Source organism: Kitasatospora sp. NPDC022856 (assembly GCF_055561235.1).
In genome coordinates this window covers 21,682-35,862 of the sequence record NZ_JBVHHE010000031.1, presented here as the reverse complement: position 1 = coordinate 35,862, position 14,181 = coordinate 21,682, and the positions used below count along the sequence as shown (strand labels likewise).

The window sequence follows — 14,181 nt, the reverse complement described above, 5'->3', positions numbered from 1 at the left end:
GGAGCGGGCGCACCGCCGGGGCCGTAGGTAGGCCACGCCAGTAGGGTTCGGAGGATGGGGATGCTCTACGGGCGGGAACAGGAGCAGGCCGTCGTCGACGCGCTGCTCGACGGCGCGAAGGCGGGCCGCAGCGGGGTGCTGGTGCTGCGCGGCGAGCCGGGGATCGGCAAGACCGCGCTGCTGGAGTACGCGGTGGCGGCGGGCGGCGGCGCGTTCCGGGTGATCCGGGCGACCGGCGTCGAGTACGAGGCCGAACTCCCGTTCGCCGGGCTCAGCCTGCTGCTCGCCTCCGGGCTGGACCGGCTCGCCGCCCTGCCTGGCCCGCAACGGCGGTCCCTGGAGGGCGCGTTCGGCCTGGGGGACGCCGCCGCACCGGCGCAGCCGGGCGGCGACCGGCTGCTCACCGGTCTCGCGACGCTCGGCCTGCTCGCCGAACTCGCCTCCGAACAGCCCCTGTTGTGTGTCGTCGACGATGTGCAGTGGCTGGACCGGGCCTCGCTGGACGCCCTGCTGCTCGCCGCCCGCAGGCTCCAGGCGGAGGGCGTCGTCCTCCTGCTCGCCACCCGGGACGCGGGCGCCTCCGGCACCTCCGGCGACGGTCTGCCGCCGACCGGCCTGCCCGAACTCCGGCTGGCCGGGCTCGCCGAGCCCGCCGCCGCCCTGCTGCTCGACTCCCGCACCGCGTCGGCGCTGACCGGCGACGTCCGCCGCAGGATGCTCGCCGAGTCCGCGGGCAACCCGCTGGCGCTCACCGAACTGCCCGTCCCGGTCGAGGGATCCGCCGCCGACCGGGCGGGGGCGGCCTCCGGCGGGCTGGCGCTCACCAGCCGTCTGCAGATCGCCTTCCACGGCCAGGTCACCGGTCTGCCGCCGGCCACCCAGACCCTGCTGCTGGTCGCCGCCGCCGAGGAGAACGGTGACCTCGACGTCGTGCTGGAGGCCGCGGCCGCCCTCGGCGTGGGCGCCGACCACCTCGCCCCCGCCGAGGAGGCGGGCCTGGTCGCCCTGGGCGCCGACCGCCGCCTCGCGTTCCGGCACCCGCTGCTGCGCGCCGCGATCCTGCAACGCGCGCCGACACAAGAGCGTCTGACGGTCCACCGGGCCATCGGCGGAGCCCTGGAGAACGGCGACCGCCGGACCTGGCACCTGGCCCTCGCCGCCACCGCGCCCGACGCCGACCTCGCCGACGCCCTGGAGCGCACCGCCGTCAGCGCGGAGACCAGGGGCGCGCACGGCGGCGCCGCCGCCGCGTACGAGCGCGCCGCCCGGCTCACCCCCGACCGCGACGGCGCCACCCGGCGCCTGGTGCTGGCGGCCGAGGCCGCCACCGAGGAGGGCAAGCTGGCACAGGCCGAGGCGCTCGCCGAGCAGGCCGGAGCCCGGACGGACAGCGTCTTCGCGCACGCCCTGCTGGACCAGGTCCGGGCCACCGCGCACTTCTGGCGCGGCTCCTACCCGGCGGCCTACCGGCTGCTGCTGGACGCGGCCGGTACGGACATCGAGGCGCCGCACGCCGCCCGGATGCTGCTCCAGGCCTTCCACGCGGCCTGGTACGCCGGCGAGGAGCCGGTGGTCGCCGTGCTCGACCGGCTCGCCGCGCTACCGCTGGCGGAGGGGGATCCGCTCACCCCGCTCGCCCACCACCTGTCGGCGGCCGTCCTGCCCGCGCTGGGCCGCCCGGCCCCGCCGCTGCCGGCCGCCCGCGACACCGCGGCGGCGGCCCGTCGGGCGGGCGCCGAGACGCCGAGCGACCTGGTCCAGCTCTGCGGGGTGACGCTGGTCCTCGGCCGGGACGCCGAAACGGTGGAACTCGGCGCCGAACTCGTCGCCGAGGCCCGGGCCAAGGGCACCGTCGGGGTGCTGCCCACGCTTCAGTTCTTCCTCGCCGAGGCGGAGCTGTTCCACGGGCGGCACCGCGACGCCGAGGTCACCGCCACCGAGGCCCTGGTGCTGGCCCGCGACACCGGCCAGCACCAGTGGGTCAGCCAACTCAGCGCCCTGCTCGGCTTCCTGGCCGCGCTGCGCGGCGCGGAGCAGGAGTGCGCCGCGCTCACCGCGACCGCGCGGACGGCGACGGCGCTCACCCATACCAACACCGGGACGGGGCCCGGCGGCGGCGAACCCGCGCCCGCGCCCGGGGAGCCCTGGGCCCAGTGGGCGCTCGCCCTGCTCGACCTCGGCCGGGGCCGCGCCGCCGACGCCGCCGAGCGCCTCCAGGCGCTCACCACCGGCCCCTACCGCCACCACGTGGGCGCCACCCGGGCCGTCCCCGACCTGGTCGAGGCCGCCGTCCGGCTGGGCACCCCGGAGCGGGCCGCCGAACCGTACGAGCGCTTCGCCCGCTGGGCCGGCGCCACCGCCGTGCCGTGGGCCGAGGCGCTGCGGCTGCGCTGCCAGGCACTGCTCGGGCCGGACGAACTCGCCGAGTCCGCCTACCGCGCGGCCCTCGACCTCCACGACGGCACCCATCGCCCCTTCGAGCAGGCCCGCACCGCGCTGCTCTACGGCGAGTGGCTGCGCCGCGAACGCCGACGCACGGACGCCCGCCCGCACCTGCGCGCCGCCCTGGAGACCTTCGAACTGCTCGCCGCCCACCCGTGGGTTGACCGCGCCCGCACCGAACTCACCGCCACCGGAGCCGGCGCCCCGGCCCCCGCCGACACCCCGGTGGGGCCCCTGGCCACCCTCACCCCGCAGGAACTGCAGATCGTCCGGCTGGCGGCGCGGGGGCTCACCAACCGCGACATCGCGGCCCAGCTCTTCCTCAGCCCGCGCACGGTCGGCCACCACCTCTACAAGGCCTACCCCAAGCTCGGCGTCACCGCCCGCACCGACCTCCCGGACCTCCTCTGACGCTGCCCCCACGGGAGCGGCGGCGCCGACGTGCCGGCAACTCGTCGGCACCGCCGCTCCCGGCTCGGCAACGCGGAGCCGGTGGGAATCTTCCGCCCCAGCAGCCGGACCTTCGCGCTGAGCAACGCGTACGCGGGGCAGGCGGATTCGGTGTTCCGGATCCTCGGCTGACGGATCGGCGCAGGCGCGAACGGCGGGCCGGGCGACCGGGACGGAGAGCGGTGCCCGTCCCTGCCACCCGGCCCTCTCCGCTGTCCGGCCGCCAACCTCCCCACGGGTCCGACGGTTCGTCAAATCATGTGTCGTGCAGCGGAGTCGGTGACTCGCTCCGCGCGCGACCGGGTGTTCCCTTCGGCGTTACAATCACCGTCGGTGGGCGATGCGCGGCCGCGCGTTCGGAGGGTCACATGCGGATCGGTGAACTGTCGGCGCAGACCGGGGTCAGCGTCCGCCTGCTGCGGTACTACGAGGAGCAGGGGCTGCTGGAGAGCAGCCGGCGCGACGGCGGCCACCGCCGGTACGGCGCCGACGCGCCGGTGGTCGTGCGCCGGATCCGGGCCCTGCTGGGCGCGGGGCTCTCGACCAGTGCCATCCGCGATGTGCTGCCCTGTGTGAGCGGTGAGAACACGGTGGACTCGTGCGTGCTGGAGGTGCTCGAAGACCGGCTGGCGGCGCTCGACCGGCAGTTGCTGGTCCTCGGGGCGAGCCGGGCCGCCCTGGCGGGCATGGTCGCGGCGGCCCGGGAGGCGGAGGCCGCGGCGCTGGTGGCGTAGGGCGCAGGCGCTCCCGGGGCCGGCCCGCTGCCGCGCGGGCGGCCGGCCCCGGGTGGGCGGCCCCGGGTGGGCGGGGGTCAGGCGGAGGTGCGGAACACCTCGCGAGCCGGCGTCCCGGTCAGGTCCGGCCGGTCGTGGCCGAGCGCGTACGCGGCCGAGACCATCGTCATGTGGTGGTGCCAGCCGAGGTAGGAACGGCCCGAGAAGTCCAGCAGGCCGAAGTCGGCGCCCAGCCGGTCCACGGCGTCCCGGGTGGTCGCCACGGTGCCGAGCAGGGCGAGCACGGCGGGAGCGTCCTCGCTGAGGTTGGTCAGCCAGTACCGCCGGTCCCTGCCGCCGCGGGCGTCCTGCACCCAGAGCCGGTGGACGGGCGCGCCCTGGACGCCGGGCGTCAGGACCGGGACGCAGCGCAGCGTCGGCTGCGGGGTGCCGGGCGTGCGCGGCCGCTGGCGCGGGAGGAGCGACTCGACCGGCACGGCGTCCTGCTGGATCCGGCCGAACCGCCCGGTGGTGGCCTGCAGGACGGGGCGGACGGCCTGGTGCGGCCGGGCCTCCAGCAGGTACGGGACGCCCCGGCGGGCGAGCGCCGACATCAGCGGCGGCAGGTCGTCGACCACCGTGAGGTCCGCGACCAGCGGGGCGACGGGGAGGTGGGCGGCCAGCCGGTCGACCATGTCGAGCACCGTCCGGTCGGCCGGGCGCGGGGTGACGGAGTCCGGGATCCGGGCGCGGACCCGGCGGTCCCGGTCCTCCGTCCAGTCGGCGTCGAGCAGCAGCGACCAGTCGACCGGTACGGCGTGCCGGTCGGTGGCGATGAACATCCCGGCCGCGGCCTGGCACTTGATGGTGCGGCCGAACTCCGGGACGAAGCGGCGGTGGACGCCGACCGCCTGGTCGCCCCGCTTGGGGATGACCGCCAGGGTGGCCGTCCAGGCCCGTACCGGGCGCGGGCCGGTGGTGGTGAGGCGGGCCAGGGTGCGGCGGGCCGGCCGCCAGTCCCACGGGCTGCCGTTGATGAACTGCTGAAGCGAGAGCGCGGCGGTCCGGCTCGTGGTCAGGCTGGTGGCCATGTTCGACAACGACTTGCGGCCCGGTGCGGCGAGCAGGCCGCGTAGATAGGCGTGGGCCCAGCGGCGTTGGTCTATCCGGGGCAGGTGGGCGAAGACCTGCTCGGCGAACCGGGAGACCGATGCTTCGCCGGCCGGCGGCAGGTGTTGCGCGTCCATGTGAGCTCCCCGGGATCGTGAGGTGCCGTGAGTGCCGTCTCGGGAAGAATAGCGAACGATCGCTTTGTTTTGGGGGTCGAGGTGAGCGCTGGCACGATTCTGACAAGTTCGTATGCCGGGGTGTGTGCGCCCCGGCGCACACCTGCCATCGCAGGGCGCGGAGCATGGGGGTGCGCTGCTCCTGCGCCGGTACCGCGCCGGTACCGCGCCGGTACCGCGCCGGTGTTGAGCCCGGCCACGGGGCGCATACGGAGGGACGGCGTCAGGCCGAGGGGCCGGCCAGCGTGCGGTGCCAGAGCCTGCGGAGCCGCTGCCGGAGCTCGTCCCCGGTGGGGGCGGTCGCCCCGCCCACCGGCACGACGCCGCGCCGCAGGGCCTCCGAGCCCACCACGAGGCAGTGCACCAGGATTTCGAGGTCCTGCGCATCGGCGGCCGCCGCCGTCGGGGCCATCCGGTCCCCGGGACCCTGCCCGTGGGGGGCGCGCTGTGCTGCGGGGCGCTGTCCGTCGGGGTCGCCCTGTGCTGCGAGGCCCTGTGTTGCGGGGCCCTGTGCTGCGAGGTCGTGCTGTGCCGCAGAGTCCTGCGGCCCGGGGCCGTTCGACCCGTCGGCCCGAAGTCCGGGGACGCCCGGCCGGTGCCGCGTCAGGTGCCCTCGCAGGACGGGGATCCAGCTGGCGTACCAGTTGTCGGCCGAGCCGGGCTGCTCCCAGGCCAGTCTGGCCGCCGCGCTGACGCTGGGCTCGTCCTGGAGCAGCCGGGTGAGCACGTCGGTCAGCCGCGCCACCTCGCCGGTGCCGCAGCCCGACGGGGCGCTGTCGGCCCCGCCGGGGCTGTCGCGGGCCGGAGGCCCGCCGTCCGTTCTCGCGACACCCGCCGGGGCCCTGTCACCCGCCGTGGCCCCGTCCTCCGCCGTTCTGCCGCCCTCCGCCGGGCCCCCGAGGGCGGCCCGGGTGAGCTCGACGGCGTCCGCGCGGACGGCGTCCGCCAGGCTGGCCTTGGTGGGGAAGTGGAAGGTCAGCGCGCCCATCGTTACCCCGGCCGCCCGGCTGACCCGGGAGAGCGAGGTGCCGGCGTAGCCGTGCTGGTCGAACTCGCCCGCGGCGGCCCGCAGCAGGGCCCGTCGGGTGTGCTGGGCGCGTTCCTGTTTCATCGCCCACCGCCGTCGGGGAGGGCTGCTCTGGCGCACCGGCCGAGCGTCGGCACCGGCTCCACGGCCTGGAGCGGGGGACTGACGAACCGCATGAGCGGGAGTGGCTCCTTCGAGCAGACGGAGCGGGGCGGGCGGAAGGCCGGGACCCCTGCGTCGGTCCGAGCCGATCCGACGGAGTCCCGACGCTACGCGGAGCGGGCCGCATACGCACCGCTCGGCCGTCATCCGCTTGCAGCTTTGGCAACTCCCTCGGAACTCCGTTCGGTGGCCGTGGCGTCCGTCCGCGCGAGGTGGTCCCGGTACCAGGGCGCGGCCGCGGCGAGCCGGTGCAGCGGTCCCGGCCCGGGATCGGCGCCGGTCGACCGCCAGATCTCCGTGCTGCGGTACCAGTGGTCCTGGGCCAGCAGCGCGAACTGCCGCTCGCTGAACACCCCGGGCACCCGCCGCAGTTCGGCCAGGCAGCGCTCCCAGGGCCAGTCCTGACCGGGGGTCGGCGGCAGTACCCCGTGCTCGGCCAGGGCGTCCAACAGGGCGCCGCTGCGGACGGGTTCGGGGTGGCCGGCGTGGTGGACCCCGCTCGGTGGCCGTTCCGGCCCGAGCGCCAGCCCGGCGACGAGCCGGGCCAGGTCCTCCACCGCGACCAGCGAGAGCAGGGCCGCGCCGCCGTCCCACCGGGCCGGCACCCGCCGGGTGAGTTCGGCCAGGCAGGGCACGACCCAGCGGTCCCCGGCACCCAGCACCAGCGGCGCGCGCAGCACCACCGCGCCGGCGTCGAGCGCCGCGCGCTCCCCGATCAGTCTGGTCCGGCTGGCCGCCGAGACGGGCGCCGGGGTCACCCCGTCCACGTCGATGCCCCGGTGCGGGCCGGGGCCGTACACGGCGGTGGTGGAGAGGTGGACGATCCGCCCCACGCCCGCCCGGGCGGCCTCGGCGAGCAGCGCCCGGGTGCCGAGCACGTTGACCGCCGCGCAGGCGTCCTCGTCACCGGAGACGGCGGCGGCGAGGTGGACCAGGACGTCGGCCCCGTCGGCCGCGCCGCGCAGGGTCGCCGGGTCGGTGAGGTCCGCCGCGACCCGGACCGTCCCGGGCGGCGCGGCGGAGCGGGCGACGGCCCGGATCACGCCGGTCTCCGGCCGGGCGCGCAGCGCGGCGAGCACCGCGGAGCCGATGAAGCCGCCGGCCCCGGTCAGCAGGATGCGCGTCACGCCCGGTGCCCGCGCTCCGCGAGGACGCCCCGCAGGGTCTTCACGACCGGCGCGGTCGCGATCCCGGGCAGCAGGTACCACCAGAGCCGGGCGATCCGCTCCGGCAGGTCGGCGCGGTTGCTGCGCAGGTGGGACATGACCTGGGTGCCGGTGTAGGCCCCGACCAGGACCTGGGAGAACTCCGCCGAGTCGACGTCGGGCAGCAGCTCACCGGCCTTGCGGGCCTCCTCCAGCTCGGCGCAGAACTGCTCGGCCCACATCTCGTACGGCCGGACGTCCCGCAGGCCGAGCTGGCCCTGCTCGACGGCGAGCGTGACGCCCGCGCGCAGCAGCACGTTCTCCCGCAGCTCGTCGGCCAGGTACAGGTTGAGGTCGAGGAGCTGACGCAGACCGGCCGGCCGGTCCGGCAGTTCCAGGTCGGCGGCCTGCTCGTCCATCACCGCCTTGGCCAGTTCCTCCTTCGACCGGAAGTGGAAGTACATTGCGCCTTGGGTGGTGCCCGCCTGTGTGATGATCTTATTGACGCTTGAGCCGCTGAAACCGTACTCGTCGAAGACCTGTGCGGCGGCCCTCAGGATCGTCCCGCGGGTGCGTACGGCTCGGTCCTGCTTCGCTCGCGTCACAGTGACTCCAAACTCCTCGACAAACAAAAAGAACGACCTCTACGTTATTTGCAGCGGGGCCCGGCGTACACAACGGAGGCTCCACCAACCACGCCAGTGGCCATTCTGGGGGAGTGCACACATGTATCGCACAGACCACGGCAGCACCATGACTGCTGCGACCACCGTGCCCAAGGAACTCGTCCACAAGCGCGCGGCCGAAGAAGTGCTGCTGACCGGCTGGAAGGCCACCGGTCCGGACGCCTACCGGGTGACCGCCCGCTGGCCCCGCGATCGCGCCGACAGCGGGCTCTACGACCCGATGCTGCTGGTCGAGACGGTCCGGCAGAGCTTCCCGCTGCTCTCCCACGCCGCCTTCGACGTCCCGCTCGGGCACCACCTCGTCTGGGACCGGTTCGGCTTCGCACTGGTCCCCGAGCTGCTCCTGGCCGACCGCCCCGCCGAGCGGGACGGCGACGAGGTCCAGCTGGACGTGGTCTGCCAGGACGTGGTCCGCCGCGGCAACCGGGTCTGCGCCCTCACCCTCTCCTACATGGTGAGCCGGGCCGGCGAGCCGCTCGCCACCGCCCAGACCCGCTTCACCGTCCAGGCCCCGGCCATCTACCGGCGGCTGCGCGGGGACCACGCCGACGCCGCCACGGCGATGGCACGCGCCGTGCCGCCCGGGCCCCCGATACGCACCGCGAGACCCGATGCCACCACCTCGCAGGACGTCGCCCTCTCCGCCACCGACCACGCCCGGCGCTGGCAGCTGCGGGTCGACACCTCCCACCCGGTCTACTTCGACCACCCCGTCGACCACGCGCCCGGCGCCCTGCTCCTCGACGCCTGCCGCCAGGCCGCCCAGGCCCTCTGCTCCCCGGCCCCCGTCCTGGCGGTCGCCATGGAGTGCGTCTTCACCAGCTACGTCGAACTCGACGAGCCCTGCCTGGTCGAGGCCGCCCGCCTGGCCCGCGACCCGGCCGGCCGCGACCGCATCGGCGTGACCCTCCACCAGGGCCCCGACGGCGCCACCTCCTGCTCCACCGTCGTCACCGTCGTCCCCCACCCCGACGCCCCCACCCACTGACCCGCGCGGCCGGCGCCGTCGAGCAGATCACCACCGCCGCGGAGAACGAACGGGCCCACCCGGCCCCGCACCCACGGCGACGATCCACTCGACGGCCACCCCGCCCGTGGCGCACGTCACGGGAGTCCCGCCCCCGATTCCACTCCTGAGGGCGGGTCAGCCACCGCCCACCGGGAGTCGCCCCGGCCGGCGGCCTCTCCGGACCCCGGGAAAAGCAGTCAGGGCCGGTGACCCTTACGGGTCACCGGCCCTGAGCTGGTGTTACTGGGTCGGGGTGGCGGGATTTGAACCCACGGCCTCTTCGTCCCGAACGAAGCGCGCTACCAAGCTGCGCCACACCCCGGTCCTGCGGTTTGTTGCTCCGTCTCCTTCGCAACGAGTAGAACTCTACCGGACGCTTGCCGAGAGACGAAATCCGATTCCCCGGGGGGCTCCGCCGCAGGTCAGCGGGAGGGGGTGAGGGTGAGGAGGGTGGCCTCGGGCGGGCAGGCGAAGCGGACGGGGGTGTAGCGGTTGGTGCCGCAGCCGGCCGAGACGTGGAGGAAGGCGCGGCGGCCGCCGGCCTGGTGGGTGGAGAGGCCCTTGACCCGCTTGGAGTCGATGTCGCAGTTGGTGACCAGGGCGCCGTAGAAGGGGACGCAGAGCTGGCCGCCGTGGGTGTGGCCGGCCAGGATCAGCGGGTAGCGGTCGGCGGTGAAGGCGTCCAGGACGCGCAGGTAGGGCGCGTGCACGATGCCCAGCGAGAGGTCGGCGTCGGCGGACGGGCCGCCGGTGACCTCGCTGTAGCGGTCGCGGCGGATGTGCGGGTCGTCCAGGCCGGTGAACTCGAGGTCGAGGCCGCCGATGTTCAGCCGGCCGCGGGTGTTGGTGAGGTCGAGCCAGCCGGCCGCGTCGAAGCCGTCGCGCAGCTTCTCCCACGGGTTGTGCACGGCGCCGGTGATGCCGCGCCGCGCGGTGCCGTCGGGGTTATTCATCCCGTGGGCGCCGCTGCGCATCGCCTGGAGGTAGCGGGCCGGGTTCTTGCGGGCCGGGCCGTAGTAGTCGTTCGAGCCGAAGACGTAGACCCCGGGGAAGTCCATCAGTGGCCCGAGCGCGTCGAGCGTGGCGGGGACGCCGAGCGGGTCGGAGAGGTTGTCGCCGGTGTTGACCACCAGGTCGGGCCGGAGTCCGGCGAGGCTCTGCAGCCAGCGCTGCTTCTTGCCCTGGCCGCTCACCATGTGGATGTCCGAGACCTGCAGTACCCGGAGGGGGCGGGCGCCCTTGGGCAGGACGGGGACCTCGACCCGGCGGAGCCGGAAGGAACGGACCTCGTACCCGGCGGAGTAGGCGAGGCAGGCGGCGCCGGTGGCGGCGATTCCGAGGGGGACGGAGTACAGCGGTCGCATCGCTCCATGCTCTCAGACGGTGGATCAGCCGGTGAACGTCCGGTGGGCCGGGGAGGACACGCCGCTGTGGTCCGAATGCCCGTGCCGCCACCTGCGCCGGACCGTGCCGCCGCCCCGGTCGGCCCCGGCCGGTCAGGCCGACCCGGTGGCGGGGTCCGTTCGCTCGGCCTCGTCGCGTCGGGCCCGGAGGGCGCGGACCTTGTGCAGGTTGCCGCAGTGCTCCATCGAGCACCAGCGCCGTCGGCCGGGCCGCGAGGTGTCGACGAAGATCAGGCGGCAGTTGTGGCCGCCGCACTCCCGGACCCGGTCCGCGTAGGGGCCGGTGAGCAGGGTGATGGCGTCACGGGCGAGGGCGGAGAGGACCTGGTCGCCGTCGGCCGGCAGCGGGGTGGCGGCCGCGCCGTCCGGGCCGATCTGCGGGACGAGCGGCGGGTGGGCGGCGGCGCGGTTGAGTACGGCGTAGTCCGCCCCGGCCCCCGCCTCGCCGTGTGCCCGGGCCGCCGCGAGGCGCCAGAGCGCGTCCCGCAGGGTCCGGGTGGCGGTCAGCTGCCCCACGTCGACGCGGACGCCCTCCTCGGGGAGTTCCAGCCGGGACAGCTCCAGCCACCGGGTGAGGTCCTCGGGGTGGTGCAGCACCTCGTACCGGGCGTAGTCGCCGGGGCCGCCGGTGGTGAGGAGCTCCAGGCAGAGCGCGCCGGGGTCGAAGAGGTAGCGCGCACCTCCGGGAGTGTGCAGTACCAGTCCGGTCGCCCGTTCGTCAGTCATGTAACCACTATAAAGAGTTACCATGAGGTGCGAGGAGTCTCCCGCGACCGCGGCCCGTGCGCGCTCCACCGTCGATGCTCCGGCGTTAATGGCGGGCAGCCGATCGCCGCAGGTGGGAGACTCTGGGCCATGACCACGCTCAAGGAGCAGTTGCACCAGGACCTCACGGCCGCGATCCGGGACCGGGACGAGCTGCGCTCGGCCACCATCCGGCTGACGCTCTCCGCCATCACCAGCGAGGAGGTGGCCGGCAAGGAGAAGCGGGAGCTCTCGGATGCCGAGGTGCTGAAGGTGCTGGCTCGCGAGGCGAAGAAGCGCCGGGAGGCGGCCGAGGCGTTCGACGCCGCCGACCGGACGGAGCAGGCCGCGCGGGAGCGGGCCGAGGGGGAGTTGCTGGCGGGGTACCTGCCCAAGCAGCTGTCCGACGAGGAGCTGACGGCGATCGTGGCCGCCGCCGTCGCGGAGAGCGGCGCGACCGGCCCGCAGGGCATGGGCGCCGTGATGAAGCTGGTGAAGCCGAAGGTGGACGGCCTGGCCGAGGGCGGCCGCGTCGCCGCCGCGGTCAAGGCCGCGCTCACCGGCTGACGGCCCCGACGGCCCCGACGGCCCCGACGGCCCCGACGGCCTCGACGGCCGGGCGGGCGCCGGCGACACGGCGCACGCGCCGCACGGACACGGCCCCCGCGACGCGCCGCACGGACGCGCCGCGCGAAGACGCGGCCGCACCACCCGCACCAACAAGAGGGGCGCCCTCCGAGCAGATCGCTCGGAGGGCGCCCCTCTCGGTGTCCCAGGCTGTCGGCCGGTCAGTGCGGGCCGGTCAGTGCCGGCCGCCGTTCCCGTTCCCGTTGCCATTGCCGTTCCCGCCGCCGATGATCCCCGGCGGGAAGGTGAAGCCGCCGCCGATCATCCCGCCGGCGTTGGTGGCGCCGCCGGGGTTGCCGCCCGGCTGGCCGCCGGGGTTCCCGCCCGGGGTGCCGCCACCGGCCGCGGCGGCGTCGCCCGCCGGCGGCGTGGCCGGCGCGGTCGCGTTCGGGTCGGGCTTGGGCGCCGGGTCCGGGATGTTGATGGTCTGGATCTGGTCCTTCGGCGAGCCCTTGAGCGCCTGGTTCATCGCCAGCTGCCAGATCGGGCCGGGGCCGTCTGCGCCGAAGACCTCGGGGAAGTACTTGCCGCCGATGGTGATGTTCTTCATCTTCACGCCGCCGGCCGGGCCGCCGAGCCAGACCGAGGTGGCGAGGGACGGGGTGTAGCCGCTGAACCAGGCGGCCTTCTTCTCGTCGGTGGTACCGGTCTTGCCGGCGATCTGCCGGCCGTCCTCCAGGCCGAGGGCGGCCGCGGTGCCCTTCTCGGTCACGTTGAGCAGGACGGTGTTGAGGGCGTCCGCGGTCTGCTCGGAGAAGGCCTGGCTGCAGGTGGACTGCGGGACCTTGACGTCCTTGCCGTCGACCGTGCTGATCTTGTTGATCGCGATCGGGGTGCAGTACTTGCCGCGCGCGGCGAAGGTCGCGTAGACGTTCGCCATGGTCAGCGGCGAGAGCTCCTGGGTGCCGAGGACCATCGAGGGCACCTCCTGGAACGCGTCGCCCTTCGCGGACTGGGTGATGCCGAGCTTGTTGGCCATCTGCTTCATCGCGCAGAGGCCGACCTGCTGCTCCATCTGCACGAAGTAGGTGTTCACCGACAGTGCCATGGCCTGCTTGAGCTCGTACGGGCCGACCTCGGAGGTGGACTCGTTCTTCACCGTCGCCTTGGGCTTGTCGGTGTTCTTCCAGGTGCCCGCGCAGGTGGACATCGACGGGTAGTCGATCTTGTTCTCGGACGGGAACGGCTGGGTGGGGGACATCCCCGACTCCAGCGCGGCCGCGGCCAGGATCGGCTTGAAGGTCGATCCGGTCTGGAAGCCGTTGCCGCCGCCCATCGCCGCGTCGACGTTGAGGTTGACGACGGTCTGGTTCTTGTTGGGGTCCAGGCCGTAGGGGCGGGTCTGGGCCATCGCCAGGATCTTGCCGCTGCCCGGCTCCATCATGGTCGCGGCGGCCGACACCGAGTCGGTGACCTTGACCTTGGAGGTCACCGCGTTCTGGGCGGCGGCCTGCTTGTCCGGGTCCAGGGTGGTGTAGATGTTCAGTCCGCCCTGGTCCCAGAACTTCTTCCGGTCCGCGACGCTCTTGCCGAACGCCGGGTCCTGCTTGACCACGTGCCGGACGTAGTCGCAGAAGAAGCCCATGCCCGCCTGGGCGGTGATGCAGCCGTTCTGCGGGTCCTTGTACTTCAGACCCAGCGGCGCGGCCTTGGCCTCCTTGGCCTGGTCCGCGGTGATGTGCTTGTTCTCGACCATCTTGTCGAGCACCACGTTCCGGCGCTTCACCGTGTTCTCGGGGTAGCGCACCGGGTCGTACTGCGACGGGTTCTGCACCATGCCGGCCAGCGTGGCGGCCTCGGCGACGGTGAGGTCCTTGTTGTTCTTGCTGAAGTAGCGCTGGGCCGCGGCCTCGACCCCGTAGGCCTGGTGGCCGTAGAAGGTGATGTTGAGGTAGTTGGTGAGGATCTGGTCCTTGGTCAGGTCCTCCTCCAACTTGATCGCGACCTTCAGCTCCTGGACCTTGCGCCCGAGCGTCTTGCGCTGCGCGTCCAGGACGGCGGCCTGGTCGTCGCCGGCCTTCTCCACGTTGACGTTCTTCACGTACTGCTGGGTCAGCGTCGAGGCGCCCTGGGAGGCGGTGCCGCTCTCCGCGTTCTTGCTGACCGCGCGCAGCACGCCCTTGAGGTCGACGGCGCCGTGCTCGTAGAAGCGCGCGTCCTCGATGTCGACCTGCGCCTGGCGCATGTAGGGGGACATCTGGTCCGCCGTGAGCACCGTGCGGTCGCGCTCGTAGACCTTGGCGATCAGCCCGCCCTTGGCGTCGAAGATCTGCGTGGCCTGCGTCAGCGGCGGGGTCTTGAAGTCGTCGGGGATGTCGTCGAAGCTCTCCGCCGTGCTCTTGGCGGTCAGCCCGAGCGCGCCGACGGCGGGCAGGGCCATGCCGGCCAGCAGTACTCCGGAGAGCACGCTGACGCCCAGGAACTTCACTCCGTGTCCCGCGAAGTCGAGCGGTGACCCGCGGCGCCGGCCGCTCGGAGCTCCGGGGT

General features: G+C 74.3%; 12 protein-coding genes and 1 tRNA gene. 5 read left to right on the top strand and 8 right to left on the bottom strand.

Annotated elements, in window-relative coordinates; all coding sequences use genetic code 11:
- The first annotated feature begins 54 nt into the window (after positions 1–54).
- From ACZ34W_RS30040 to ACZ34W_RS30030, 3 genes are all read left to right on the top strand, one after another.
- Positions 55–2,853: a helix-turn-helix transcriptional regulator gene (locus ACZ34W_RS30040; RefSeq protein ID WP_465608547.1), complete on the top strand. Its 2,799-nt coding sequence runs from the start codon at positions 55–57 to the stop codon at positions 2,851–2,853.
- A 30-nt stretch (positions 2,854–2,883) separates the two neighbouring features.
- Positions 2,884–3,024, top strand: a complete 141-nt coding sequence (locus ACZ34W_RS30035) for a hypothetical protein (protein WP_465608545.1) — start codon at positions 2,884–2,886, stop codon at positions 3,022–3,024.
- Between the two features lie 236 nt (positions 3,025–3,260).
- Positions 3,261–3,626: a MerR family transcriptional regulator gene (locus ACZ34W_RS30030; protein WP_380390653.1), complete on the top strand. Its 366-nt coding sequence runs from the start codon at positions 3,261–3,263 to the stop codon at positions 3,624–3,626.
- 77 nt (positions 3,627–3,703) lie between these two features.
- On the opposite strand, the gene ACZ34W_RS30025 is transcribed toward ACZ34W_RS30030, so the two are convergent.
- The 4 genes from ACZ34W_RS30025 to ACZ34W_RS30010 form a co-directional block, all read right to left on the bottom strand.
- Complete coding sequence (locus ACZ34W_RS30025) at positions 3,704–4,852, bottom strand: IS701 family transposase (RefSeq protein WP_465608543.1); 1,149 nt, start codon at positions 4,850–4,852, stop codon at positions 3,704–3,706.
- Positions 4,853–5,114: 262 nt separating this feature from the next.
- Positions 5,115–6,002: a TetR family transcriptional regulator gene (locus ACZ34W_RS30020; RefSeq protein WP_465608541.1), complete on the bottom strand. Its 888-nt coding sequence runs from the start codon at positions 6,000–6,002 to the stop codon at positions 5,115–5,117.
- A 221-nt stretch (positions 6,003–6,223) separates the two neighbouring features.
- Positions 6,224–7,207 carry an NAD-dependent epimerase/dehydratase family protein gene (locus ACZ34W_RS30015; protein ID WP_465608539.1) on the bottom strand — a complete coding sequence of 328 codons (984 nt, stop codon included), beginning with the start codon at positions 7,205–7,207 and terminating at the stop codon, positions 6,224–6,226.
- Positions 7,204–7,830: a ScbR family autoregulator-binding transcription factor gene (locus ACZ34W_RS30010; protein ID WP_329488588.1), complete on the bottom strand. Its 627-nt coding sequence runs from the start codon at positions 7,828–7,830 to the stop codon at positions 7,204–7,206. The genes ACZ34W_RS30015 and ACZ34W_RS30010 overlap by 4 nt, the downstream gene beginning before the upstream one ends.
- 121 nt (positions 7,831–7,951) lie before the next feature.
- On the opposite strand from ACZ34W_RS30010, the gene ACZ34W_RS30005 reads away from it, so the two are divergent.
- Positions 7,952–8,899 (top strand): ScbA/BarX family gamma-butyrolactone biosynthesis protein, encoded by a 948-nt coding sequence (locus tag ACZ34W_RS30005; protein ID WP_465608537.1) that lies wholly within the window; start codon positions 7,952–7,954, stop codon positions 8,897–8,899.
- 269 nt (positions 8,900–9,168) lie between these two features.
- On the opposite strand, the gene ACZ34W_RS30000 is transcribed toward ACZ34W_RS30005, so the two are convergent.
- From ACZ34W_RS30000 to ACZ34W_RS29990, 3 genes are all read right to left on the bottom strand, one after another.
- Positions 9,169–9,242, bottom strand: a tRNA-Pro gene (locus tag ACZ34W_RS30000).
- A 100-nt stretch (positions 9,243–9,342) separates the two neighbouring features.
- Positions 9,343–10,284 (bottom strand): metallophosphoesterase, encoded by a 942-nt coding sequence (locus ACZ34W_RS29995; protein WP_329488537.1) that lies wholly within the window; start codon positions 10,282–10,284, stop codon positions 9,343–9,345.
- A 132-nt stretch (positions 10,285–10,416) separates the two neighbouring features.
- A complete protein-coding gene (locus ACZ34W_RS29990; protein WP_465608534.1) occupies positions 10,417–11,049 on the bottom strand; it encodes a CGNR zinc finger domain-containing protein in 633 nt (210 codons plus the stop codon).
- A 129-nt stretch (positions 11,050–11,178) separates the two neighbouring features.
- Between ACZ34W_RS29990 and ACZ34W_RS29985 the strand changes: the two genes are divergently transcribed.
- Positions 11,179–11,634, top strand: coding sequence for a GatB/YqeY domain-containing protein (locus ACZ34W_RS29985; RefSeq protein ID WP_329488535.1), 456 nt, complete (start codon positions 11,179–11,181; stop codon positions 11,632–11,634).
- Between the two features lie 235 nt (positions 11,635–11,869).
- Here the strand turns inward: ACZ34W_RS29985 and ACZ34W_RS29980 are convergent, their stop codons facing one another.
- Positions 11,870–14,122, bottom strand: a complete 2,253-nt coding sequence (locus ACZ34W_RS29980; protein ID WP_359804118.1) for a transglycosylase domain-containing protein — start codon at positions 14,120–14,122, stop codon at positions 11,870–11,872.
- Positions 14,123–14,181: the final 59 nt, after the last annotated feature.